Source organism: Variovorax sp. GW822-FHT04A09 (assembly GCF_058801005.1).
Map to the genome: position 1 here is coordinate 2,269,181 of NZ_JBXAMV010000001.1, position 23,887 is coordinate 2,293,067.

General features: G+C 68.2%; 24 protein-coding genes. 8 read left to right on the plus strand and 16 right to left on the minus strand.

Annotated features, from left to right (window positions below; translation table 11 throughout):
• The first annotated feature begins 29 nt into the window (after positions 1–29).
• Together xth and AC1RLW_RS10515 are read left to right on the plus strand one after the other, a co-directional pair.
• On the plus strand, positions 30–815 hold the full coding sequence (xth, locus tag AC1RLW_RS10510; RefSeq protein ID WP_062470919.1) for an exodeoxyribonuclease III: 786 nt from the start codon (positions 30–32) through the stop codon (positions 813–815).
• Positions 816–820: 5 nt separating this feature from the next.
• On the plus strand, positions 821–1,351 hold the full coding sequence (locus AC1RLW_RS10515; RefSeq protein ID WP_493192982.1) for a hypothetical protein: 531 nt from the start codon (positions 821–823) through the stop codon (positions 1,349–1,351).
• A gap of 26 nt (positions 1,352–1,377) precedes the next feature.
• Here the strand turns inward: AC1RLW_RS10515 and ntrC are convergent, their stop codons facing one another.
• The 12 genes from ntrC to AC1RLW_RS10575 form a co-directional block, all read right to left on the minus strand.
• Entirely contained in the window at positions 1,378–2,898 is a 1,521-nt protein-coding gene (ntrC, locus tag AC1RLW_RS10520; RefSeq protein ID WP_493192983.1) for a nitrogen regulation protein NR(I), read from the minus strand.
• Between the two features lie 26 nt (positions 2,899–2,924).
• Positions 2,925–4,004 carry a nitrogen regulation protein NR(II) gene (glnL, locus tag AC1RLW_RS10525; RefSeq protein WP_062470910.1) on the minus strand — a complete coding sequence of 360 codons (1,080 nt, stop codon included), beginning with the start codon at positions 4,002–4,004 and terminating at the stop codon, positions 2,925–2,927.
• A 14-nt stretch (positions 4,005–4,018) separates the two neighbouring features.
• Positions 4,019–4,543 carry a hypothetical protein gene (locus tag AC1RLW_RS10530; protein WP_095744472.1) on the minus strand — a complete coding sequence of 175 codons (525 nt, stop codon included), beginning with the start codon at positions 4,541–4,543 and terminating at the stop codon, positions 4,019–4,021.
• A 146-nt stretch (positions 4,544–4,689) separates the two neighbouring features.
• Entirely contained in the window at positions 4,690–6,105 is a 1,416-nt protein-coding gene (gene glnA, locus AC1RLW_RS10535) for a type I glutamate--ammonia ligase (RefSeq protein WP_062470904.1), read from the minus strand.
• Positions 6,106–6,252: 147 nt separating this feature from the next.
• Positions 6,253–7,053: a competence/damage-inducible protein A gene (locus AC1RLW_RS10540; protein WP_167394999.1), complete on the minus strand. Its 801-nt coding sequence runs from the start codon at positions 7,051–7,053 to the stop codon at positions 6,253–6,255.
• Complete coding sequence (locus tag AC1RLW_RS10545; RefSeq protein ID WP_139703609.1) at positions 7,050–7,952, minus strand: EI24 domain-containing protein; 903 nt, start codon at positions 7,950–7,952, stop codon at positions 7,050–7,052. The genes AC1RLW_RS10540 and AC1RLW_RS10545 overlap by 4 nt, the downstream gene beginning before the upstream one ends.
• Before the next feature lie 56 nt (positions 7,953–8,008).
• Positions 8,009–8,983: a sterol desaturase family protein gene (locus AC1RLW_RS10550; protein WP_493192984.1), complete on the minus strand. Its 975-nt coding sequence runs from the start codon at positions 8,981–8,983 to the stop codon at positions 8,009–8,011.
• A 16-nt stretch (positions 8,984–8,999) separates the two neighbouring features.
• Entirely contained in the window at positions 9,000–9,830 is an 831-nt protein-coding gene (locus AC1RLW_RS10555) for a polysaccharide deacetylase family protein (RefSeq protein ID WP_493192985.1), read from the minus strand.
• A complete protein-coding gene (locus tag AC1RLW_RS10560; RefSeq protein WP_159277730.1) occupies positions 9,814–10,827 on the minus strand; it encodes a YncE family protein in 1,014 nt (337 codons plus the stop codon). The genes AC1RLW_RS10555 and AC1RLW_RS10560 overlap by 17 nt, the downstream gene beginning before the upstream one ends.
• A gap of 105 nt (positions 10,828–10,932) precedes the next feature.
• On the minus strand, positions 10,933–11,673 hold the full coding sequence (locus AC1RLW_RS10565; protein WP_307694364.1) for a pseudouridine synthase: 741 nt from the start codon (positions 11,671–11,673) through the stop codon (positions 10,933–10,935).
• Between the two features lie 61 nt (positions 11,674–11,734).
• A complete protein-coding gene (gene ggt, locus AC1RLW_RS10570) occupies positions 11,735–13,471 on the minus strand; it encodes a gamma-glutamyltransferase (protein WP_070059809.1) in 1,737 nt (578 codons plus the stop codon).
• Positions 13,472–13,530: 59 nt separating this feature from the next.
• Positions 13,531–15,126, minus strand: a complete 1,596-nt coding sequence (locus tag AC1RLW_RS10575; RefSeq protein WP_493192986.1) for a class I SAM-dependent methyltransferase — start codon at positions 15,124–15,126, stop codon at positions 13,531–13,533.
• Positions 15,127–15,271: 145 nt separating this feature from the next.
• Here AC1RLW_RS10575 and AC1RLW_RS10580 point away from each other — a divergent pair, with 145 nt between their 5' ends.
• Positions 15,272–15,478, plus strand: a complete 207-nt coding sequence (locus AC1RLW_RS10580) for a hypothetical protein (protein WP_062470893.1) — start codon at positions 15,272–15,274, stop codon at positions 15,476–15,478.
• 150 nt (positions 15,479–15,628) lie between these two features.
• Here the strand turns inward: AC1RLW_RS10580 and AC1RLW_RS10585 are convergent, their stop codons facing one another.
• Both AC1RLW_RS10585 and AC1RLW_RS10590 read right to left on the minus strand, forming a co-directional pair.
• Positions 15,629–15,991 (minus strand): hypothetical protein, encoded by a 363-nt coding sequence (locus AC1RLW_RS10585; RefSeq protein WP_493192987.1) that lies wholly within the window; start codon positions 15,989–15,991, stop codon positions 15,629–15,631.
• Between the two features lie 140 nt (positions 15,992–16,131).
• Positions 16,132–16,689: an ureidoglycolate lyase gene (locus AC1RLW_RS10590; protein ID WP_493193076.1), complete on the minus strand. Its 558-nt coding sequence runs from the start codon at positions 16,687–16,689 to the stop codon at positions 16,132–16,134.
• Between the two features lie 185 nt (positions 16,690–16,874).
• Between AC1RLW_RS10590 and AC1RLW_RS10595 the strand changes: the two genes are divergently transcribed.
• Both AC1RLW_RS10595 and AC1RLW_RS10600 read left to right on the plus strand, forming a co-directional pair.
• Positions 16,875–18,200, plus strand: coding sequence for an MFS transporter (locus AC1RLW_RS10595; RefSeq protein WP_493192988.1), 1,326 nt, complete (start codon positions 16,875–16,877; stop codon positions 18,198–18,200).
• A gap of 74 nt (positions 18,201–18,274) precedes the next feature.
• Positions 18,275–18,979 (plus strand): FadR/GntR family transcriptional regulator, encoded by a 705-nt coding sequence (locus AC1RLW_RS10600; protein ID WP_493192989.1) that lies wholly within the window; start codon positions 18,275–18,277, stop codon positions 18,977–18,979.
• A gap of 4 nt (positions 18,980–18,983) precedes the next feature.
• Here the strand turns inward: AC1RLW_RS10600 and AC1RLW_RS10605 are convergent, their stop codons facing one another.
• A complete protein-coding gene (locus AC1RLW_RS10605; RefSeq protein ID WP_159275116.1) occupies positions 18,984–19,301 on the minus strand; it encodes a hypothetical protein in 318 nt (105 codons plus the stop codon).
• A complete protein-coding gene (locus AC1RLW_RS10610; protein WP_493192990.1) occupies positions 19,298–20,251 on the minus strand; it encodes an alpha/beta fold hydrolase in 954 nt (317 codons plus the stop codon). Before AC1RLW_RS10610 ends, AC1RLW_RS10605 begins: the two co-directional genes overlap by 4 nt.
• Before the next feature lie 354 nt (positions 20,252–20,605).
• On the opposite strand from AC1RLW_RS10610, the gene AC1RLW_RS10615 reads away from it, so the two are divergent.
• From AC1RLW_RS10615 to AC1RLW_RS10625, 3 genes are all read left to right on the plus strand, one after another.
• Complete coding sequence (locus AC1RLW_RS10615; RefSeq protein ID WP_095950009.1) at positions 20,606–21,439, plus strand: DUF6502 family protein; 834 nt, start codon at positions 20,606–20,608, stop codon at positions 21,437–21,439.
• Positions 21,436–22,776: a DUF5666 domain-containing protein gene (locus tag AC1RLW_RS10620; RefSeq protein WP_493192991.1), complete on the plus strand. Its 1,341-nt coding sequence runs from the start codon at positions 21,436–21,438 to the stop codon at positions 22,774–22,776. Before AC1RLW_RS10615 ends, AC1RLW_RS10620 begins: the two co-directional genes overlap by 4 nt.
• A gap of 390 nt (positions 22,777–23,166) precedes the next feature.
• Positions 23,167–23,637, plus strand: a complete 471-nt coding sequence (locus tag AC1RLW_RS10625) for a hypothetical protein (RefSeq protein ID WP_062470870.1) — start codon at positions 23,167–23,169, stop codon at positions 23,635–23,637.
• Positions 23,638–23,887: the final 250 nt, after the last annotated feature.

Here is a 23,887-nt window from a genome sequence, read left to right on the forward strand (position 1 = left end):
CCCCCGATAACCGAATACGCAGAGCCCTCATGAAAATAGCCACCTGGAACGTCAACTCCCTCACCGCGCGCCTGCAGCATGTGCTCGACTGGCTCATCGCCAACCCGGTCGATGTGCTGTGCCTGCAGGAGCTCAAGATGACCGACGACAAGTTTCCGCTCGAGGTGCTGAAGTCGGCCGGCTACGAGGCGGCGGTGTTCGGGCAGAAGACCTACAACGGCGTCGCCATCCTCAGCCTGGCGCCGGTGCGCGACGTGGTGAAGAACATCGAGAACTTCGCCGACGAGCAGTCGCGCGTGATCGCCGCCACCATCGAGACGCCCTCGGGCCCGCTGCGCGTGGTGAACGGCTACTTCGTGAATGGCCAGGAACCGGGCAGCGAGAAGTTCGCCTACAAGATGAAGTGGCTCGACGCGCTGCACGCCTACATTGCGCGTGAACTCGCGGCGCACCCGAACCTCGTGCTGCTGGGCGACTTCAACGTCACGCCCGAAGACCGCGACAGCTTCGACCCCGTGGGCCTGAAGGAAACGATCCACCACACGACCGAAGAGCGCGACCACTTCAAGGCGCTGCTCGGCCTGGGCCTGACCGACAGCTTCCGCATGTTCGAGCAGCCCGAAAAGAGCTTCTCCTGGTGGGACTACCGCATGCTGGGCTACCAGAAGAACCGCGGCCTGCGCATCGACCACATCCTCGTGAGTGAGCCGCTGCGTCCGCTGGTGAAGGGCTGCGTCATCGACCGCGTGCCGCGCAAGTGGGAAAAGCCGAGCGACCACGCCCCGGTGGTGCTCGAACTCGGCGCGGGCGCCTGACGGCCATGACGACGCCGATCGCCGCACGCCTGGCCCGTTCTGCCGCGATCGCCGCCGCGGCGCTCGCGCTGGCCGCCTGCTCGGTCCTGAAGCCGGGCAGCGGATCGGAAAGCAGCACGGGCAGCACATCGCCCGGCGGCGCAACCGCCACCGAAGGCAGCCGCGACGTGCCGACCGTGCGGCTCATCACCGCGCAGACGCCCGCGATCCGCACCTACCGCAAGACCGGTGCACGCCACATCTACAAGGCGTATGCCAGCCGCATCTACAAGGGCAAGATCCCGCCGCTGGTGTACGCGGTGGTGGTGGTCGAGACGGAGATCGATGCGAACGGCAAGGTCACCAACGTCACCTTCAGCCGCGTGCCCAGCCATGCGCCCGAAGTGCCGCCGATGATCGCGGAGCTGGTCAAGGCGACCTCGCCCTTGCCGAGCCCCGGCAAGCTGGGCGGTCACACGTACGTCGACACCTGGCTCTGGGACAAGAGCGGCAATTTCCAGCTCGATTCGCTGACGCTAGGCCAACGCAGCCGGTAATAAAAAAAGGCCCTGGGAGGGCCTTTTCATTCGATACCGAGTTCCTGGATTTTCCGGGTGATGGTGTTGCGCCCGATGCCCAGCTTCTGGGCCGCCTCGATGCGCCGGCCGCGCGTGTTGGCCAGCGCGGTGAGGATCAGCCGCGATTCGAAGCGACGCGTGAGCACGTCCCACACGTCGGTGCGGCCTGCGGCCAGCAGCGCCTGAGCCTCGGCCTCGAGGCCGCTTTCCCAGGCGCTGGGGCCCGTCGGTGCGCCTGGCACCGCCTCGGGGGCCGCGACCACCGGCGCGGACGCGTCGCGCTCGACGGCCAACGGCGCTGCAGCCTGCACGGGCGCCGCCGCCTCGGCCACCGCCACATGCACGTCCGCCCCGCTGCCCGCCATCACTTCGGGCGGCAGGTCTTTCGACTCGATCAGCTGCGCGGGCGCCATCACCGTGAGCCAGTGGCAGATGTTCTCGAGCTGGCGCACGTTGCCCGGGAAATTGAAGGCCGCGAGCCTGGCCAGCGCGGCGTCGGAGATGCGCTTGGGCTCGACGCCCAGCTGGCGCGCGCTCTGCTGCAAGAAGTGACGCGTGAGCGCGGGCACGTCTTCGCCGCGTTCGCGCAGCGCGGGCAGGCGCAGGCGGATCACGTTGAGGCGGTGGAACAGGTCTTCGCGGAAACCGCCGAGCTTCACGCGCTGCTCGAGGTCCTGGTGGGTGGCGGCGATGACGCGCACGTTGGCCTTGACCGAGTTGTGGCCGCCCACGCGGTAGAAGTGACCGTCGCTGAGCACGCGCAAGAGGCGCGTCTGCAGGTCGAAGGGCATGTCGCCGATTTCGTCGAGGAACAGCGTGCCGCCCTCGGCCTGCTCGAAGCGGCCGCGGCGCATGGTCTGCGCGCCGGTGAAGGCGCCGCGCTCGTGGCCGAAGAGTTCGCTCTCGAGCAGGTCCTTGGGAATGGCGGCGGTGTTGATCGCCACGAAGGGGCCGTTGGCGCGCGGCGAGTGCTTGTGCAGCGCACGCGCCACCAGCTCCTTGCCCGAGCCCGATTCGCCGGTGATGAGCACCGTGACGTTGCTCTGCGACAGCCGGCCGATGGCGCGGAACACGTCCTGCATCGCGGGCGCCTGGCCGAGCATCTCGGGGGCGGCGACCATGCGCTCTTCGGACACCTCTTCGCGCTGGCTTTCGTCGACGGCGCGGCGGATGAGTTCGACGGCGCGCGGCAGGTCGAAGGGCTTGGGCAGGTACTCGAAGGCGCCGCCCTGGAAGGCCGAGACCGCGCTGTCCAGGTCGGAGAAGGCGGTCATGATGATGACCGGCAGGCCGGGGTGCTTGGCCTTGATCTTGTCGAGCAGGTCGAGCCCCGAGCCGCCCGGCATGCGGATGTCGCTCACCAGGACCTGCGGGCCCTGCTGCTCGTCGCCTTCGGCCTGTTCGAGCGCGGCCAGCACTTCGCGTGTGTTCGTGAAGCTGCGCGTGGGCAGGTCTTCGCGCAGCAGCGCCTTCTCGAGCACGAAGCGTATCGATTGGTCGTCATCAACTATCCAGATCGGCTTCATGCATCTCCTCTGTTGCCGGGGCTGCGCTAGGGCAGCGGAATCAATATCTTGAAATCGGTTCGGCCCGGGACGCTGTCGCACTCGATCACGCCGTGATGCTGCTGCACAAAAGTTTGCGCAAGCGTCAGTCCCAGCCCGGTCCCGCCTTCCCTGCCCGAAACGAGCGGATAGAAGATGCGGTCCTTGATCGTGTCCGGCACACCCGGTCCATTGTCGATGACATGCAATTCCAGTGCCAATCGATACCACTGCTTGTTGAAGATCACCTGTCGGGCCACGCGGGTCTTGAAAGTGATCTGCGCATCGCCCGCCGCGCGGCGCTCGGCCAGGGCCTGCGCCGCGTTGTGCGCGATGTTGAGGGTGGCCTGGATGAGCTGCTCGCGGTCGCCGCGGAACTCGGGAATGGAGACGTCGAAGTCGCGCTCGATGTGCAGGTCGCGCGGAAACTCCGCCAGGATCACCGAGCGCACGCGCTCGCAGACCTCGTGGATATTCACGTCGCCCACCACGTGCGGGCGCCGATGCGGCGCCAGCAGCCGGTCGACCAGCGTCTGCAGCCGGTCGGCCTCGTGGATGATGACCTGGGTGTACTCGATGAGGTCGCGCGACTCGACCTCCATCTGCAGCAGCTGCGCCGCGCCGCGGATGCCGCCCAGCGGGTTCTTGATCTCGTGCGCGAGGTTGCGGATGAGTTCCTTGTTGGCCTGCGCCTGGTCGATCAGGCGCTCCTCGCGGTCCTGGCGCACCTGCTGCTCCAGCGGCGACATCTCGATGATGAGCTCGCCCTTCTTGTCGCCGTGCGCGAGCGTGACCTGCACGGGCATCAGCTCGTGGTTCACGCGCCGCAGAAAGGCCTCGTAGCGCAGCGTGGCGAAGTCGTTGCTGCTGGCGCCGTCGAGCGCGGTGCGCAGCACCTGCGGCTCATGGAAACAGGCGCCGAACTGCGAGCCCTCGAGCGTGCGCCGCGAGGTACCCAGCGCGTCTTCGAGGCCTGCATTGGCGAACAGCACCGAGCCGTCGCTGTTGACCACCGCGATCAGCGTGGACAAGAGGTCGAAGGCGCGAAAGCGCGGATTGGCGCCAGTCGCCTTCTTGCCGAACACCATGGACTGCGCGCCGTTTACTGCGCTTGCGGCTTGCCGGGCAGGCGGCCGATTTCGCGGCGGATGCCGGCGATGTCGCTCTCGTTGCGCGCGAGTTCGGCCTTCATCTCGGCCACGCGGTCCAGGTACTTCTGGTAGTTGCGGCCCTCGCTGCCCTGCTTCTCGGGCTCGCCGTTGTTGTATTCCTTCTTGAGCTCGGTCTGGCGGGCCTCGGCCTTGCGCAGCTCGGCCTCGAGCACCGAGCGCGCCTCGCCGTCGCGGGCGCGCTGGTCGACGCCTTCGACACGCGGGCTGCCCGCCGGGGCGCGCGCGGCGGATGAACCGCCCGACGACGACGCGCTGCCACCACCGCCGCCCGAGGGCTTCGTGCCCTGCACGACGGTGACGTTGCCGCCTTCCATGATCTTGCAGCCCTTTTGCTGGGCCACGGTCGCGTTGTTGGTGTACTCGTTGCCGCAGCGCCAGACGCGCTCTTGCGCGAGCGCCGCCGTGGCGGTGGCGAACGAGGCGGCGGCCAGGAAAATCAGGGAAGCAGTCTTCATTTGGATCCGGAGAGGGCGCGACAAACGCGCATTTTGATGCAATTCGGGCCCGCTCACGACAGGGTGTTCCGCACCAAGGAAAAAGGACGGCCGGGGCCGTCCTTTTGTCTTACTTGCCCGCCGGGGCGGGCTTGTTGTGGCGCTTTTTACAGCGAGTAGTACATGTCGAACTCGACGGGGTGCGTCGCCATGCGGAAGCGCGTGACTTCCTGCATCTTGAGGTCGATGTACGCGTCGATGTACGAGTCGGTGAACACGCCGCCCTTGGTCAGGAACGCACGGTCCTTGTCCAGGTGCTCCAGGGCCTGGTCCAGGCTGTGGCAGACGGTCGGGATCAGCGCGTCTTCTTCCGGCGGCAGGTGGTACAGGTCCTTGCTGGCGGCTTCGCCCGGATGGATCTTGTTTTCCACGCCGTCCAGGCCGGCCATCAGCAGCGCGGCAAAGCCCAGGTACGGGTTCATCAGCGGATCGGGGAAGCGCGCTTCGACGCGGCGGCCCTTCGGGTTGGCCACGAACGGGATGCGGATCGAGGCCGAGCGGTTCTTGGCCGAGTAGGCCAGCTTCACCGGGGCTTCGAAGCCGGGCACCAGGCGCTTGTAGCTGTTGGTGCCGGGGTTCGTGATGGCGTTCAGGGCACGGGCGTGCTTGATGATGCCGCCGATGTAGTGCAGCGCGAAGTCCGACAGGCCTGCGTAGCCGTCGCCGGCGAACAGGTTCTTGCCGTCCTTCCAGACCGACTGGTGCACGTGCATGCCGGAGCCGTTGTCGCCGACGATGGGCTTGGGCATGAAGGTGGCGGTCTTGCCGTAGGCGTGGGCCACGTTGTGGATCACGTACTTCTGCAGCTGGACCCAGTCGGCGCGCTGCACCAGCGTGCTGAAGCGGGTGCCGATCTCGAGTTGGCCGGCGTTGGCCACTTCATGGTGATGCACTTCGACCGGGATGCCCAGCGATTCGAGCACCAGGCTCATTTCCGAGCGCATGTCCTGGAAGCTGTCGACCGGGGGCACCGGGAAGTAGCCGCCCTTGACTGCGGGACGGTGGCCGCTGTTGCCGTGCTCGAACTCCTTGTCGGTGTTCCACGAGGCTTCTTCGGACTCGATCTTCACGAAGCAGCCCGACATGTCGTTCTTCCAGCGCACGCCGTCGAACACGAAGAATTCGGGTTCCGGACCGAAGTAGGCGGTGTCGCCCAGGCCGGAAGCCTTCATGTACGCCTCGGCGCGCTTGGCGAGCGAACGCGGGTCGCGCTCGTAGGCCTTGCCGTCTGCCGGGTCGATCACGTCGCAGGTCAGGATCAGCGTCGTTTCTTCGAAGAACGGGTCGATGTTGGCGGTGTTCGGGTCGGGCATGAGTTGCATGTCCGAGGCTTCGATGCCCTTCCAACCGGCGATGGACGAACCGTCGAACGCGTGGCCCGAGGTGAATTTGTCTTCATCGAAGTGCGACACGGGCACGGTCACGTGCTGCTCTTTGCCGCGGGTGTCGGTGAAGCGCAAGTCGACGAACTTGACCTCGTTTTCCTTGACGAGCTTGAGTACATCGGCGACGGTCTTTGCCATCAGTTTCTCCTGAGTTGGATGGTGGTTAGGAATACAGGGACGGGAGGATGCAGTTTCTGTGCCATTGTCACCCCGCCGGATGAGGCCCAGGTGACGGCCCAGGGGCTGCCGGAAAAGGAAAATATCCCCAAATTGGTGCAATGCAGATTAACGCACCAATTCAGGGCCAAGCTTCGCATCGAAAGTGTGCAGACCTTCGATGAGCTGGCCATAGGCGGCATCGAGCTTCGCGGGGTCGCCCTTGACGCCCAGCTCGATGTGGCGCCCGTACTGGGGGTGATCCACGCTGGGAAGGCTGAACACCTTGATGCCGGCGTGGGCCTGCTCGATGGCCTGCATCAGCGGCGTGAGGGTGGCTTCCATCGCACCGAAAACGATCACGGACTTCTCGGCGATGGCGTTGCGGGTGAACAGATCGGCATACCGGCTGTCGAGCACCGACTCGATCATCGGCCAGGCCATGACCGGAAAGCCCGGCACGAAATGCACGTGCTCGACGCTGAAGCCCGGGATCTTGTTGTACGGGTTGCGGATGATCGACGCGCCCTGCGGAAACACGCCCATGTTCAGGCGGTGGATGTTGTCGGGCCGGTCGGGTTCGTAGGGTACGCCCTGCTCCAAGGCCGTGTCTTGCATGCGCTCGCGGATCAGCGCCTCGGCCTCGGGGTGCAGCGCCAGCGGCACGCGCAGGGCCTGGGCGGCGCACTGGCGGGTGTGATCGTCGGGCGTGGCGCCGATGCCGCCGGTCGAGAACACGATGTCGCCCGAGGCGAAGGCGCGCATGAGGGCCGCGGTGATCCGAGTGGGCTCGTCGCCCACGTACTCGGCCCAGCCCAGCTGCAGGCCGCGCGCGGCCAGCAGCTCGATGACCTTGGCCATGTGCTTGTCGGCCCGCTTGCCGGAAAGGATCTCGTCGCCGACGACGATGAGACCGAATGCGCGTGTCATGGAGAACTCCATTGAGAAAGAGCGGCCTTGTTGGCCTCGGTGGCTTCGGCCGCCTCGAGCGTCTGCTGCGCGTCGCCGCTGCCGGCCGCGGGCTGCTGCGCCGCGCGCTGGGCGCGCAGCTGGGTCAGGGCGTCGAGGCAGTAGTGGGCGAACCAGAGCGCAGAAAAGGCGAAGACCAGCGTGTAGATCCAGATGGCGATCGGCACCAGCACGAAGAAGGCGGCGGCGAACAGCAGGCCCGAGGCCCAGACGATGCTCGGCGCGGCACCCAGGTAGCCGCACAGCACGCCGATGCACAGCAGCGGCAGCCGGTGGGCGCGCAGCAGCGCGGCGCGTTCTTCGGGGCTCGCGTGCTCGGCCAGCGCGTCGAAGCTCATCACCCGGTAGGTGAGCCAGCCCCAGATCAGCGGCGGCAGGATCAGCACCAGCGGCGGAATGAGCCACAGCGGCATCGACACCACCAGCGCGATCAGCGCCAGCACGGTGGCGCCGAGCGAGCGCAGCACGCTGCCGAAGAAGGAGGCGCCCTTCTTCTGTTCGAGCGTGGGAAAGCGCCGTTCGGCCACGAGCTTGGTGAGCGCCGGCGCCATGAAGCCGGCCACGATGAGCAGCGACAGCACCACGATCAGTGGCGTGACGCCGAACACCACCACCAGCGGCGCCAGCGCGGCCGTGACGTCGCTGGAGAAGAGGCGCCCGATCCAGGCCCAGAAGCTGGACAGCAGCGGCCAGGCGTCGAGGGCCTCGCGCGTCCAGGCGACGGCCGCGTCCCAGTAGAAGTAACCGAGCCCCGCAGCCAGCAGCACCATGAGCGCCAATGGCAGGAGCGACAGCACGATCACGCGCGGGAGCATGCAATAGGCCACCGCGCGCCAGAAGGAGTCGAGGAGCAGGCGCATGAGGTTCGAGGATAGCGCAAGGCCCCGGCCCGCCCGCCGCCGGGCCCGCGGGTGGATCAGGCGCGGCCGAACAGCCGCTTCAGCCCCAGCCACTGCTGCGACCAGAAGCCCTGGCCGTAGTCGCGCGGGCGGCCGTCGGCGCCGGGCTCGACCTGGTCGCGGATGCCGGTCGGGTCGTAGCGGTTCTCGAAGTTGGCGGTGCGAAAGAGCATGTCCCACCAGGGCAGCAGCACGCCGAAGTTGTGGCCGCCCAGCGTGCTCCGGCCGTGCGACTCGTGGCCCAGCCCGATGCTGTGGTGCAGCCGGTGAAAGCGCGGGCTGACCCACAGCCGCTCGCCGATGGCCCCGAAACTCAGCCGCAGGTTGGCGTGCTGCAGGCTCTCGCTGAGCTGGGTGAAGGCCACGACGGCGATGAACTGGCCCGGCGCCACGCCGATCAGCTGCGCCACGATGACGATGAGCGTGTCGTGGATGACGTCGTCCAGCAGGTGGTTGCGGTCGTCGCTCCACATCGTCATCTGGCGCTGCGAGTGGTGCAGCGAATGCAGGCTCCACCACCAGTTGAACTGGTGCTGGCCGCGGTGAATCCAGTAACCCACGAAGTCGAGCACCACGAGGTAGATGGCAAAGGCCACCCACGGCACGTCGGTCACGCCGGGCCAGGCCTCGTCCAGGTGGAAGGTGCCCCACCCGGCCATGCGCAGGCTGCCGAGCAGGTCGTCGAACAGCGGCTGCAGCGTGAAGAACAGCGCCAGCCGGAACAGGCCCAGCCGATGGATCAGCGTGTAGAGCACGTCGGTGCGGATCGCACGGCGGTCGGTCACGGGCTCGACCGCGCGCCAGCGCTGCAGCGGGCCGATCACGGCCAGCAGCACCAGGATCTGGATCACGCCGACCAGCAGCCAGCCGGTGGCGTCGAAGGCGTCCTCGGCCCAGCCCCCCAGGCCGATGGCGTACACCAGCGGCTGCACGGCGGTCTCGAAGAGCCAGCCCTGCATGGCGGAAAAAACGTCGGTCAACCAGTCGATCACGGCGAAAACTCAGGATTCAAGGGTGGGAGGCGATCCAGGCGCGGTAGTCCGGGTGCTGGCGCAGGGTGCGAAAACAGAAGCCCTTGGCCTTCAGGCCGACGATGAGCGGCTCCAGGTTGGCGGGCGCCCACGGGTCCTTGCGCGACCAGATGCCCAGGTGGGCCAGCAGGATGTCGCCGGGGCGGATGCCCGCGAGCGCCTGGGCCAGCAGCTTCTGGTTGCTGAAGGTCTCGCTGGGCAGCTCGTCGCCGAGGAAGCCGGCGGGCGACCAGCCCACGTGCGCGTAGCCGCAGTCCTTCGCGGCCGCCAGCAGCGCGGGCGAGGTCTTGCCGCCCGGCGCGCGGTACAGCGGCAGCGGCTTCTTGCCGGTGATGGCGGCCAGCCGGTCGGACGACTTGCGGATGTCGGCGCAGTACTGGGCCGCGCTCCAGACCGATTCCTTGCCGGTCTGCGGGCCGGCCGACGGCTTGATGCGAAAGCTGAGCGGCGTGCCCTTGACGTCACCGCGCCAGTAGGCGTGGTCGTAGGTGTGCGAGCCGAACTCGTGGCCTTCGGCCGCCCTCGCCTTCCACCACGGCGCCCAGTGGTCGTCCAGGCTGTCGCCGTCGGCCTGGGTGCGCTCGGCGGCGGCGAAGAAGGTGACGCGCACGTCCTGGCGCTTGAGCACGTCGGCCACCAGCGGGGCGATGCCCATGTGGCCCGTGTCCAGCGTCAGGTAGACCGGCTTGTCGCAGGCGGCGGCTTCCTGGGCACCGGCGGCCGGCACGGTGGCGCAGGCCAGCGCCGCGACGGCGAAGGCCACGCCGGCGGTGCGAAAACTGCGCACGCGCTCAGATGCGCTTGGCATGGTCGAGGGTCCAGACGCCGTGCGGCGAGCGGCCGACGTTGATCTGCCGCACGACCTTCTGGCTCGCGAGATCGACCACCGTGAGCTTCTTGGCCCAGCGCGAGGTCACGTACAGCGTCTTGCCGTCGGCCGACACGTCCATGCAGTCGGGGCCGCCGGGCACGTTGTAGTTGGCGACGACCTTCAGCGTGGTCAGGTCGATGCGGCTGATGGTGTTGGCGACCCGGTTGCTCACGAACACGGTCTTGCCGTCGCCGGCCGAGCGGAAGGCGTGGGCGCCCTTGCCGGTAGGAATCTTGCCGACCAGCTTGGGCTGGGCGCCGGCCACGTCGAACACCTGCACGCCGTCGCTGCCGGTGAGGCCCACGAGCAGCGTCTTGTCGTTGTGGGCGCCGAAGATGTCGGCCGGCATGGCGCCGGTGGCCATGCGCCAGCGGATGGTCTGCGTCGGCAGGTCGACCGCGATCAGCTCGTCGCTGTCCTGCATGGTGACGTAGGCCACGGTGCTGGTGTTGTCGATCCAGATGTGGCTGGGCGTCTTGCCGGTGGCGATGCGCTTGACCAGCTTCAGGTCCTTGCCGTCCCAGCGGTACACGTCGACGTGGTTCAGGCGGTTGGCCGCCGTGACGAACCACTTCATGTCGCGCGAGAACTGCAGCTGGTAGGGATCGATGATGCCGTACACCACGCGCTGCACCTCGGCCGTGCGCGGGTCCAGGAAGGTGAGCGAATCGCCCGCCGAATTGGCCACGATGACCGACTTCTCGTCGGGCGTCATGTAGATGTGGTGCGGCTCCTTGCCGGTGGGAATGCGCTGCTTCTCGGTCCAGTCGACCGGGTTGATCACGCTCACGCTGGCGTCCAGCGAATTGAGCACGAAAACCGGTGGAGGGGCCGGCGGCGCCGCCGCGGCGGGGAGGGTCACCAGGGCTGTCAGGCACAGGCAGGACAGCAGGAAGGCCGCGATGCGGCCGTTCGGGCGGGCAGGGAGTCGCAAGGGAAGGTTCCGGGAGAGGGTTAACAATCTTAACGGTCGAACCCGACGAAAAGCTGACCGCGGGCGCCCCCTCACCCGCTGTTTAGCCCGGCGCCTTGACCTATGTCACGCGGCGCGAGGCACGGGCGCCCGCAGCTGGGCCACCTGTTCGGCCGTGAGCCAGCGCCATTGCCCCGGCGCCAGGTCGTCCGGCAGCGCCAGGCCGCCGATGCGCGAGCGGTGCAGCCCTTCGACCCGGTTGCCGACCGCGGCCAGCATGCGCTTGACCTGGTGGTACTTGCCCTCGGTGAGCGTGAGCCGCAGGTGCAGCGGGCTGTCGGACTCGCAGGCGGCCGCGCGCACGGGCTTCGGATCGTCGTCGAGCACCACGCCGGCCAGCAGCTTGGCGATCTGCGCCTCGTCGATCGGGTGCTTGGCCGTCACCTCGTAGACCTTGGGCACGTGGTGCTTGGGCGAACCCATCTTGTGGATGAACTGGCCGTCGTCGGTCAGCAGCAGCAGGCCGGTCGTGTCCTGGTCGAGCCGGCCGATGGCCTGCACGCCCTGCACCGCGCCCTTGTTGGGCCGCAGCCGCAGCGGCGACGGCAGCAGCGTGTAGATGCTCGGGTAGGTCGAGGGCTTCTGCGAGCACTCGGTGCCGGCCGGCTTGTGCAGCATCAGGTAGGCCTTCTCGTGGCAGGCCCACTCGGTGCCCTGCACGGTGAACAGCAGGCCTTCGGGGTCGAGGTCGGCGAAGGGGTCGGTCACGGCCGCGCCGGCGATGCTCACGTGGCCTTGCTGGACCAGGCCCGCGCACACGCGGCGGGTGCCGAAGCCCTGGGTATAGAGGATGTCTTGCAGGTGCATGAAAAATGAAAAAAGCGGCCGTGCCGACAGGGGCACGACCGCCTTCAAGTGTGCCGCAGGTTCAGTAGCCTGCCGCCAGGCCCGTGTTGCGGCGCGGGTCGTTGGCGCCGTAGAAGCGGTTCGCGCCCACCGGCTTGCCGCCCAGCGAGGGCGCGCCGACGATGATCGCCGCCAGGTGGTTGGCCGGCTGCGGCACACCCAGGTTGTGGCCCATGTCGGTCAGGATCTTGCGGGTGTCGGGGCTGATCGCGAAGGTCTCGACGTTGGTCACATCGGGCAGCCACTGCTGGTGGAAGCGCGGCGCATCGACGGCTTCCTGCACGTTCATGCCGTAGTCGACCACGTTCAGGATGGTGTGCAGCACGGCCGTGATGATGCGGCTGCCGCCCGGCGTGCCGACCACGAACACCGGCTTGCCGTCTTTCGACACGATGGTCGGGCTCATCGAGCTCAGCGGGCGCTTGCCCGGGGCGATCGCGTTGGCCTCGCCCTGCACCAGGCCGTACATGTTGGGCACGCCGATCTTGGAGGTGAAGTCGTCCATCTCGTTGTTCAGCAGCACGCCCGTCTTGTCGGCCGTGACCTTGGCGCCGAACCAGTCGTTCAGCGTGTAGGTGACCGAAACGGCATTGCCCCACTTGTCGGTGATCGAGTAGTGGGTGGTGTTGCTGCCTTCATGCGGCGCGACGCCGGGCTTGATGTCCTTGGACACGCCGGCCTTCTTGGGGTCGATGGCGGCGCGGATCTTGGCGGCGTAGCCCTTGTCGAGCAGGCGGTCGAGCGGGTTCTTCACGAAGTCGGGGTCGCCCAGGTAGCTGTTGCGGTCCACGTAGGCGTGGCGCATGGCTTCGATCTGGTAGTGCACCGACTCCGCCGAACGGAAGCCCAGGTCCTTCAGCGGATAGCCCTCCAGGATGTTGAGCATCTCGCAGATGATCACGCCACCCGAACTCGGAGGCGGCGCCGACACCACGCGGTAGCCGCGGTAGTCGCACTCGACCGGCGCGAGTTCGCGCGTCTTGTACTGGTCGAGGTCGGCCTGCGTGATGATGCCCTTGCCGGCCTGGCTCGACGCCACGATGGCCTTGCCGACCCAGCCCTTGTAGAAGCCGTCGGTGCCCTTGGCGCTGATTTCCTTCAGCGTCTTGGCCAGGTCTTTCTGCACCAGCTTCTGGCCGACCGCGAAGGGCTCGCCCTTGTTCAGGAAGATGGCGCCGGAGACCGGGTCTTTCTTGAAGTCGTTGGTGGCGGTGAGCAGCATGTCGATGTCGCCCTGCTCCAGCGCAAAGCCCTTGTCGGCCAGCTGGACCGAGGGGGCGATGAGGTCGGCGCGCTTCATGGTGCCGTACTTCTCGCGCGCGTACTCCATGCCCGAGACCGAGCCCGGCACGCCCACGGCGAGGTGGCCGTGGGTGCTCAGGCCCTTGACGACGTTGCCGTCCTTGTCGAGGTACATGTTGGCCGTGGCGGCCAGCGGTGCCTTCTCGCGGAAGTCCAGGAAGGTCTTGCGGCCGTCGGCCAGCTGCACGGTCATGAAGCCGCCGCCGCCGAGGTTGCCGGCGGCCGGGTACACCACCGCCAGCGCATAGCCCACGGCCACGGCCGCATCGACCGCGTTGCCGCCGCGCTTGAGCACATCGACGCCAACCTTGCTGGCCAGGTGCTGCGCGCTCACGACCATGCCGTGTTCGGCCGCCACCGGCGCCTGCGACGCGGCCTGCGCGCCGCCGGCCGCCGCCAGAGTGAGCGCGGCCGCGACGGCGGCGCGCAGGGTGGGGGTCCACTTGAAGTGCTGCATGGAAAAGTCTCCTCTGTGCGTTGGATGAAGAATGAGGGAGGGGTGAATGGTGTGGGCCTTCAGGCCGTGAGCAGCGCCTTGCGCCGCAGGCTTTGCAGCGCCTGCGCGACCTGCTCCTGCGCGAAGGCGTGCAGCGCCGACGGGTCGGTCAGCGGCTGGTCGTCCTTGAGGAAGCGCAGGCGTTCGGCGCGCACCTCGTCGAGCAGGAAGGCGGCCAGCGCCTCGTGCGTGTGCGCGCCGTCGAGCAGCGGCAGCAGGCTGCGTTCGAGCACCGTGAGCGACACCGGTTCGTGCCACTGGTTGCAGAGCACGGCCGCCGCCTGCGACGCGGGCATGCCGGCCAGCGCGCGGCGCACCGGGGCCAGCACCTGCGGCAGCTCGGAGACGGCAGAAGCCGCCGGCACCGGCGTGCGGCGGATGCGCAGCGCGCCCAGAATCAGCAGCTCCTCGAGCATGGCGAGCACGATGGGTTCGACGGCCGCGCGCGGCTCGCCGGTGAGCGTCACCACGGCGGCCAGCAGAGCCTCGGTCGACATCGAACACGGATAGCTCGCGTCGAGCGCCTGCGCCACCGCCTTGTGCGCCGGCAGCCGCAACGTGACCTTCAGGTCGCGCAGCGCGGTGCAGGGCTGCTCGCGGGTGTCGATCGTGAGAGCCTCGCCGCCGTCGACGCGGAAGATGCCGGCGAATTCCAGCGCGCGCAGGCGGGGCACCTCGAGGCGGTAGCGGATGTTCGCGGCGTTGCCCTGCTTCACCAGCAGCGTCTGGCGGAAGGTGCGGTTGACGAGGAAGTCGAGGTACTGCTCCATCATCACCTGGCTGCCGCCGCACTCGCGCAGCAGCGGGTCGCGCACCTTCTCGCCGTAGTTCTGCACGAACATGGTCGAGGGCTCGGCGTCGCACAGGTAGGCCAGCCCGCGTGCCTCGGCGCGCGCGACGAACTCCTTGAAGTAGCAGGGCTCGTTGCAGGGCTCGAGGAACTCGTGCAGCAGGTAGTAGTTGCCGGAGTTGCGCACGATCGGCATCGTCTCTTCGAGCGTCTTGCGCAGCACACTGTCGGGCCGGGCCGACTGTTCGAGGAACTCGAGCATGCCGCGCGCGTAGGAGAGCTTTTCTTCGGGCGTGTCGCGCGGGCCGCCGCGCAGGATCATCGCGTCGCGCACGATCTCGCGCGCCTTCCAGCCCGGGTACACGTTGTAGCTCACGTACACCACGCCGCCCGGCGCCAGGTTCTCGGCGCACACGCGCAGGATCGCGTCCTGCACCGGCCCCGGCACCCAGCTGTACACGCCGTGGCAGACGATGTAGTCGAACAGGCCGAACGAGGCGTCGATGTCGGCGATGTTGAAGGCCTTGAGCTCGATGTTCGACAGCCCCGCCTGGTCGAGCGCCGCGGCGCCCTGGGCCACCTGCACGCGCGACAGGTCGACCCCGACCGCGTGGGCTTGCGGATGGCGCGCCGCGAACGGGATCAGGTTGCCGCCGGCGGCGCAGCCCAGCTCGAGCACGCGCGCCTTGTGCGGCGGCGGCGCCTCGAGTCCGAACAGGAAGGCCAGGGCTTCCAGGTGCTCCACGGCGGACTGGGGAAACGGGTGCGAGTCGTAGGGCACCGCATCGTAGTAACTGGTGAGCGTGGAAGTCAGAGAGTCCGGCACGAACGTCCTTTGGGGATCGGAAGGGGCTGCAGCAGTGCTCGCAGACTATAGCCCCGTGCCCTCGCAAAAAGAAGCCGGCGCGGGTCGACCCGCCCTGCCCTGGCCGCGGACTTCGGTGCTTGCACGACCTCTTTAGAATGGCCCGATGAACTGGCGCATCACACTGTTTCCCCTGGCTTTGGTCATTGCCGGCTGCTCGACGCCGCCCAACCAGATCGTTCCCTTCCGCGACGGTGTGCTGCGTGCCATGACCTACACCCAGGCCTCGGACTACTGCAGCGCCAAGAGCCAGGAGCCGAAGTGGCTCGGCAAGGCGCCCGCCGAATCCGGCGTGCTGTTCCAGTGCCAGTAAGCCACCTCATCACGCAGGGCTGACGCCCGGCCGCACCGCTCAGGCGTCGATGTCGATGAGCGCCAACCCGCTCTCGCGGTCGCAGGTCTTGCGCAGGTAGCCCGGCGACTCGACCATTTCATGGCGAGGCGTGTCCTTCCGTTCGAAACGTCAGCGCGGGGAGTTCTGCCTGCAGTCCTCGGCGGTGCCCCGGCAGTCGTCCTGGCGCGAGGGCGCGCCGGGGTCGTCCACGCGGGGCTTGTCTTCGCCGGCCCGCTTCGCGTCCGCCGGCGGCTTTCTCACCATGCCGGGGTCGCGGTCGGGCGGCGCGGGCTTCACCAGCCGCGGATGGCCATGGGGCGGCGGCTTCACGAGGAGTTCGGGGTCGGGGCCGGGTTGCGCTTGCGGCTTGACCGGCGGTGGCGGCGGCTTGTCGGCCGACTGCGCGGCAGCCGGCCCGGCAACGAGCGCCGCGACGCCCAGGACCCCGACAGCGAGGCTTCCGGCAAACATCGATTTCGTTGGATTGCGCATGGCGTTCACCCATGGCCCGACGGTTTCACCGGGGCGTTCCCGGTGGTGTAGGCCTCTTTCGCCAATGGCCGCAAGTCGGCGTCGCGGTGCCCGCGACGCTGGCGCAGCCGCCGGGCGATGGCCGCAGGGATGGCGCGCGCTCAGCCCGCCAGGCTGACGCGCACCACGCACGCCGGCGGCACCAGAATCTCGTCGCAGTTCGGCCCGGCCCCGCCGCGGTCGATCACCACGAAGCTGGCCGGCTGCTGCGTGACCACCAGCGGGTGGTGCCAGACCCCGCGCGCGTAGTTCACGCCCTGCCGCCCGTCGGTGACGAAGGCGCGGATGTCTTCCACGCGCACCGTGTCGCCCGCCGGCGCCACCACCACGAGAAAGCGGCTGCCGTCCATCGGCACGAAGGCCTGGCTGCCCAGCGGGTGGCGCTCCAGCATGCCCACCTGCAGCGGCAGCGCGTAGGGCTGCGTCTCGAAGATGTTCACCAGCACGCGGCTGTCGCCGGGGCCCGGGTCCACGCGCGCCAGGTCGTGAAAGCGCGTGGTCATGCCCGCGTTGATCGGCATCGACCGGGCGTGCGCGCTCTCGATGACGTCGCCGAACGCGGCGAACGCCTCGCGCGTCAGCGGCTGCGCGACGAGCGCGAGCGCCGCGGGCGTGCCCGGCGCCAGGGGCAGGAAAGTGGGGCTGGCAATCGTCAACAGAAACTCCTCGGCTTTTGGTCCAACTGGTATTACCAGTATCCTTGCGATACATCCACTCAGTCAATCTCCCGGCGTCAGGGAAATCGCTAGTGTCCAATGGCGCATGAGGCCTTAAGGTCTCGGTCGCGTTAAATCATACCGGTAATACCAGTTAATCCACCCCATCGACGCCTTCGAGGACCGCCATGTCAACCACCACCCTTCATGCGCCGCTGCAGCCGGCCACCACCTCTGCTGCAGCGGAGAACGCGCTCTACAAGAAAGTGGCATGGCGACTCATGCCGTTCCTGATGCTCTGCTACGTGGCCGCCTACCTGGACCGCGTGAACGTCGGCTTCGCCAAGCTGAACATGCTCAGCGACCTGCAGTTCAGCGAAGCCATGTACGGGCTGGGCGCGGGGCTGTTCTTCATCGGCTACTTCTTCTTCGAGGTGCCGAGCAATCTGCTGATGCACCGCATCGGCGCCAAGGCCACCATCTCGCGGATCATGATCACGTGGAGCCTGATCTCGGCCGCGATGATGTTCGTGACCACGCCCACGCAGTTCTACGTGCTGCGCTTCCTGCTCGGGGCGGCCGAGGCCGGCTTCTACCCGGGAATGATCCTGTACCTCACCTACTGGTTTCCCTCGCACCGCCGCGCCAAGATGGTGGCTGTGTTCATGTGCGCCATTCCGGTGTCGGGCGTGCTGGGCGGACCGCTGTCGGGGCTGATCATGGACGCCATGCACGGCATGGGCGGGCTGCGCGGCTGGCAGTGGCTGTTCCTCATCGAGGCGGTGCCTTCGCTGGTGATCGGCCTGCTGGTCATCGTGTACCTCGACAACAGCATCCAGGGCGCACGCTGGCTCACCGCCGAAGAAAAGGCCGTGCTCGCACGCAACATCGCCGCCGAGAACGCCACCAAGGGCGGCACCAGCCACATGACGCTGCGCGCGCTGTTCGCCGACCGTCGCATCGTGAAGATGGCGCTGATCTGCTTTTGCACGGTGATGGGCCAGTACGGCCTGACCTTCTGGCTGCCCACGCTGGTGCGCCAGTCGGGCGTGTCGGGCGCGTTCAACATCGGGCTGCTCACGGCGATTCCGTTTGCCGTGGCCATCGTCTCGATGCTGCTGGTGAGCCGCAGCTCCGATCGCATGCGCGAGCGCCGCTGGCACCTGATCGTGCCCTTCTGCTGCGGCGCGCTGGGCCTCACGCTGAGCGCGATCTTCAGCAACAACGTGTACCTCTCCCTGGCCGCATTGGCCCTGGCCGCGGGCGGCAGCCTGGCGACCTCGCCGCTGTTCTGGAGCCTGCCGACGGCCATCTTGTCGAGCGCGGGCGCGGCGGCCGGCATTGCGCTCATCAACTCCTTCGCCAACCTGGCGGGCTTCGTGAGCCCCTACATGATCGGCCTGATCAAGGACGCCACGAAGAGCACCGACATCGCGTTGTTCGTGCTGGCCGGCGTGCTGCTGTTCGGCGCCTTCCTCACCTGGACGGTGCCGGCCAAGCTGGTCAACAAGTAGGGAAGGCCCCGGGGTGCGGCCACAGTAAGATTTCCAGCTCCCGCCACTGCCGCACTTCGCACCGAAAACCGCCCATGCTCGCCTCCCCCGCCGTCGCCGCCACCGCCGCCCGCCTGATCCAGCAGCGGATCGCGGACGGCACCTATGCGGCGGGCGGGCTGCTGCCTTCGCAGCGCGACCTCGCCGAGCAGCTCGGCATCAGCCGCACCTCGCTGCGCGAGGCGCTGTCGACGTTGCAGGGCACGGGCCTGGTCATTCCGCGTCCCGGCAAGGGCATGTACGTGGCCGAGGACAGCGCACAAACGCCGGCCGCCTCCCCGGCCTGGAAGTTCGCCACCTCGCATTCGCTGCAGGACGTGTATCAACTGCGCTTCGCGGTCGAGAACTTCACCGCGCGGCTGGCCTGCCTGGTCATCGAGGCGGACGACCTGGCGGCGCTGCGTGCCAATGCGCAAGCCATGCGCGCATGCATCGACGCCGGCGACTTCACGCAGGCCACGCAGCTCGATTTCGATTTCCACATGCAGATCATCGGCATCGCGGGCAACCAGGCCATCGCCGAGATCCTGCGCAACAGCGCCGAGGTGATGCAGGAGAGCCAGCGCCTGCCCTTCTACAAGCGCGGTGCGCGCCATGCCACCTACGACGAGCACATGGCGATCATCGAGGCGCTCGCGCAAGGCAACCCGGCGCTGGCGCAGCAGGCGATGACGCAGCACATCGTGCAGGCCGCGCAGCGCGCGGGCGTGCACTTTCCGACGGGGCTCGAGGCGGCTTGACGCTTCATGTCCACGTGTCGACGACGATGCGCAGCACCTCGACGCGCTCGGGCAGCTCGATCAGGAACTCCGCATCGCGCGGCAGGTGGTGCACCCCATTCGGGTCGCCGCCGGTGAACGCGCTCATCGCGGCCACGTCGGGCCAGTAGGAGGTCGTGACGAACTCGGTCTCGGTGGCGCGGTCTTCCCGGAACAGCTGCACCGCGAGCGCCGTCTTGCGCAACGGCGGAATGCCTTCAGCCAGCAGGTAGCGTTCGTAGGCGTCGGCGCGGCCCCGCGTGACGCGGCCGCGCCAGATGCGCGCGATGGTGGCGACGCTCATACCGGCACGCCTTCGATCGTCCGGGTGGATGCAGACGCCGGCGCCGGCAGGTGCCGCCCCAGGAAATCGCGCAGCGGCGGCAGCACCTCGGCCAGGTGCGTCTCGAGCAGCCAGTGGCCCCCGTCGTCGAACGCGTGGAACTGGGCGTCGGGCAAGTCGCGCAGGTAGGCACGGCCGGCCTCGATCGGCATGTAGCCGTCCTGCGGCCCCCACAGGATCAGCGTGGGCGGGCGGTACGTGCGCAGGTAGTCCTGGTAGCGCGGGAACCACCGCAGGTTCTCCTTCAGCCCCTTCATGAGACCGAGCGCAATGCCACGCCGCACGGGCGTGTCCATCAACGGCCAGTGAAGGCGCCAGAGATCGGGCGCGAGCCGCGGGGCCACGCGCGACGACACCTCGCCGATGAACTCGTCGCGAAAGCCTTCTTCACTCACGGCGCGCTCCAGCACCGCGAGATGGGCCTCGCTCGGGTCGTTCCAGTACGCCCGGATCGCCGCGTACTTCGGCCCCAGCGTGTCTTCGTAGATGTCGCCGTTCTGGACGATCAGCGCCGTCACCCGCCCGGCCCGCCGCATCGCATGGCGCAGGCCGATCTGCGAACCGTAGTCGTGCAGGTACAGCGCGTAACGACGCAGCGCGAGCGCGGCGGTGAAGCGGTCGAGGAAGTACGCGTAGCCATCGAAATCGAACACGAAGTTCTCCTCGGGCGTGCCGCTGTAGCCGAAGCCCGGGAAATCGGGCGCCACCACGCGCCAGCGGTCCGCCAGCGCCGGCATCAGCGCGCGGTACTGGAACGAAGAACACGGATAGCCGTGCAGCAACAACAGCACCGGGGCACCCACCGGACCGGCCGCGCGATAGAAGACCTCGACGCCGTCGATCTGCACCGTGCGGTGCGTGACGGCGGTCGTGCCGGCCGCGTCGTTCTTTCGGGGGTTCGCATTGGCCATCTCGGCTCCTTGAGACATGCAAAGAAACAGAGGTGTCTTTGTCGCCTCCGGCGCGGGGCCCGCATGTGGGAAAGGGCCGACCCTGGGTGTCGTCCAGGCCGCGCGCGCCCTGCGGCGGGCACGCTGCAGGGCGACATAGGCAACCTGGCCATCCCGTCGGCCGATCGGCCTTGGCAGCACCGGCCGGACGGTCGCCCCGCGCCTGAACATGAAACTTTGGCTCACTGGCCGTCAAACCGCAGTCCAAAGCTTTCACTGCAGCGCGGTGCGCAGGACAATGGGGCGTTGATGGTGGTCGGGGCGCCGCCTCCGATCCTGTCGGCATCGCACTTTCAGGACTACACACGTCGCGTCATGGAACAACGGCTGGAATGGGCCCTCGCGGCCTGCTCACGCATCCTTCGACCCGTGGTGAAGCTCGCCCTCGCGATGGGGGTCAAGCACCCCCACCTGGAGGAGTTGCTGCGCGACCTGCTGATCGAGGAGGCGCAGCACTCCTGGCGCAGCCAGGGCGTTCCCAAGCCCAACCTGAGCCAGCTGTCCGTCACCACCGGCCTGAACCGCAAGGCCGTGACCGCCAAGGTCCGCTCCACCGTCGACCCCCTGCCCCACACCGAGCTGTCGGCCGCGGCCAAGACCTTCACGCTGTGGCTGCAGATGCTGACCGAAGACGCTTCGTTCCGGCGCCTGCCCGTCACCTCGGGCCACACGGCGCCCTCGTTCGAGGCGGTCGCCCGCCTGAGCAGCCGCGGCAACGTGCACCACCGCACCATCCTCGACGAGCTGATCCGGCTGAACATGGTGACCGAAAACGAAGGCATGGCCGAGCTCACCGCCGACGGTTTCGTGCCCGTGCAGGACCTGCAATCGATGCTGGCCTTCCTGGGCGACAACGGCCGGGACCACCTGCTGGCGGCCGTCGCCAACACGCTGGGCGAGCAGCCCCGCATGCTCGAGCGCGCGGTGTACGCGCGCGGGCTGTCGCTGAACGATTGCGAACAGATCCACCGCCTGGTGCGCGACCGCTGGTCCGCCCTGCACCACGAGCTCGCGCAGGAAATGGCACAGGCGGTCAGCCGCGCGCCGGCCCGCGCCGAAGGACGAATCCGTGTCGGCATCTACACGTACTACGAGGACGAGGGCACGCCGCCCCCGCCCGCGTCCTCTGAAAGCGAGCGCCCCTCATGAGCACGATGAAAACACCCCGCCGCCTCCTGCTGGGCTTGCTTTGCGCCGGCCTCACGGTCCTGTTGATGTCCTGCGGAGGCGGCGGTGGTGCCTCGACCGGGAATCTGGGCCTGGGCACCGGCACTGCGATCGGCGGTGACAGCCCCGGCGGCGCGGGCACGGGCTCCGGCGGGGATGGGACCGGGTCCGGCTCTGGCGGCTCTGGCGGCTCCGGCGACACCGCCAGCAACGGCAACACCGACGGCTCCGGTGTCGGCTCGGGCGGCACCGGCGTGACCGCGGACGCCGCCGGCATCGGCGCCGCGGACGGCCTGGGCAGCATCATCCTGAACGGCCTGCGCTACACCACGGACACGGCCACCATCACCGTCGAGGACGCCACCGAACTCCAGATCGGCATGAGCGCGCGGGTCGCCGGCAAGGTCGACCCCGACTTCACCCGCGGCATCGCGACGCAGGTCGTGTCGGCGGCCGAACTGCGCGGCGCCGTCTCGCGCATCGATGTGGGCGCCGGCAGCTTCGTCGTCATGGGCATCAGCGTGAGCATCGATGCGGCCACGGTCTGGGCCGACGCGAACGGGCTTGCCAACGTGGCCGACGGCAGCCTCGTCCAGGTGTGGGGCCTGCCCGGCGCGCCGGGCACGCTGCGCGCCACCCGCGTGCAGACCGCGCCCACGCTGACCGCCCCGCTGGTGACGGGCGCCATCCAGGGCCTCAACACGACGAACCAGACCTTCATGCTCGGCCAGCTGACGGTCAGCTATGGCGGCGCCAGCTTCGCGGGCATCGACGCCTCGTCGCTGGCCAACGGTGTCATCGTGCGCGCCCGCGGCACGGTCGCGCCGACCGGCAACGCGTTCACGGCGACCCAGGTGGAGGGCTGGTACGCGATACCGACGAGCAACGGCATCGCACTGCAACTGGCGGGGGACATCACCGACTTCGTCTCGCGCGGCGCCTTCAAGGTGCTGGGCACGCCGGTGGACGCCACCAACGCGCAGATCACGGGCGGCCCCGTCGGTTCGCTCGGCAACGGCGTGAAGGTCGAGGTCGACGGCTTCATGTCCGGCGGGGTGCTGGTCGTCAAGAAGCTGCGCATCCGCCATGTGCCGGGCACGGGCGGGCCGGCCTCGTTCACGCTCATCGGCGCCATCGGCGGCTACGTGTCCCCTGCCAATTTCAGGGTGCAGGGCCAGCCGGTGGACGCCAGCGGACCGGGTACCACTTTCGAGAACGGTACCGCCGCGAACCTGGCCAACGGCCAGCGCGTGACCGTCGTGGGAGACCGGGTCGTCGACGGCGTTCTCATCGCCCAGCGGGTGACATTCAACCCCTGACCTGAAGCGGCGGCGCAGCGCCCCGCCGTCCGGTTGCATCGCCCGCCCTTCTGGCCGCAGGCGAAGCCGGGCTTTCGCACACACATCCAGTTCCAGTTCGACCCGCCGCACCGCGGCGGGCGTCGGCCTGCGCGCACGCGGGCCGGATAGCACCTTCGGCCATCTATCTCCAAACCCGTGGCGAAAGTACGAAAAAGGGACTAAAGTGAAAAAATCACATTTCTTACATTGGTGGCTTCCGTGTCTGTTCCCGCGAGTTCAGTGCGACCGTTGCTCCCCGTTGGCATCGCAGGCCCACGCCTGACGGATGCCTCCCTGTGCGGGGCTGCGCATCGGGTGCCTGTTCGTCGCCGGGCCAGCCGGCACCGCTGACACTGCGAGGAGTACCGCATGCCGCTCGTCCTTCTTCTTCGGCTCATGAACAAGCGTTTTCCGGTCATGCTCACGGCGGACGCGGACATCCGGCATGCCTCGGTGCTGGTCGCCACCGGACTCATCGAAGCCGAGTTCCACGTCGACAACTTCGGCTACCAGCGGTACGAAAGCGCCCAGGTCTTCGCCATCACGGACGAGGGGCACGCGGAGATCGCCACGCTCTGCGGCAACGGCGCTTCGGTGCATGAAGAACGCCCCCAATGGAGCGTGATGCCGCTCGATTACCTGCGCAGGATCGGCAACTCGACCTTTCCCCTGCACACCGAGGACCCGTCGGAGATCAACTCCGTGGCGGTCCTCGAAGCCGCCGGCATGGTGGAGGCCACCCTCCCCCCGATCTGCCGCGCCCGGCAGAAGCTGCGCCAGGCCACCGTCCTGCGGGTCACGCCCCTGGGACGGACGGCGCTGGTGCCGCGGCGAGGCTGAATCCGGGTTCGGGTCGAACGCCCGGCGTGCCAGCCCTGGCGCGCCGGGGATCGGTGCGTCCGGCGCGCACGAACACCGCCCCTCGCGTTCCCCTTGCCCCACACCTCCATGAATCGGGTACCCGTTTGCCGTGCGGCAGCCCCCGGCCCAGCGAAAGCGCCTCGTACAGCGATGAAAAAAGCCTGCCCACGACACAATTGAAACCAAGCGCAACAGACGTCACAGATCGCCCACAAGGTTCCTTTCGAGT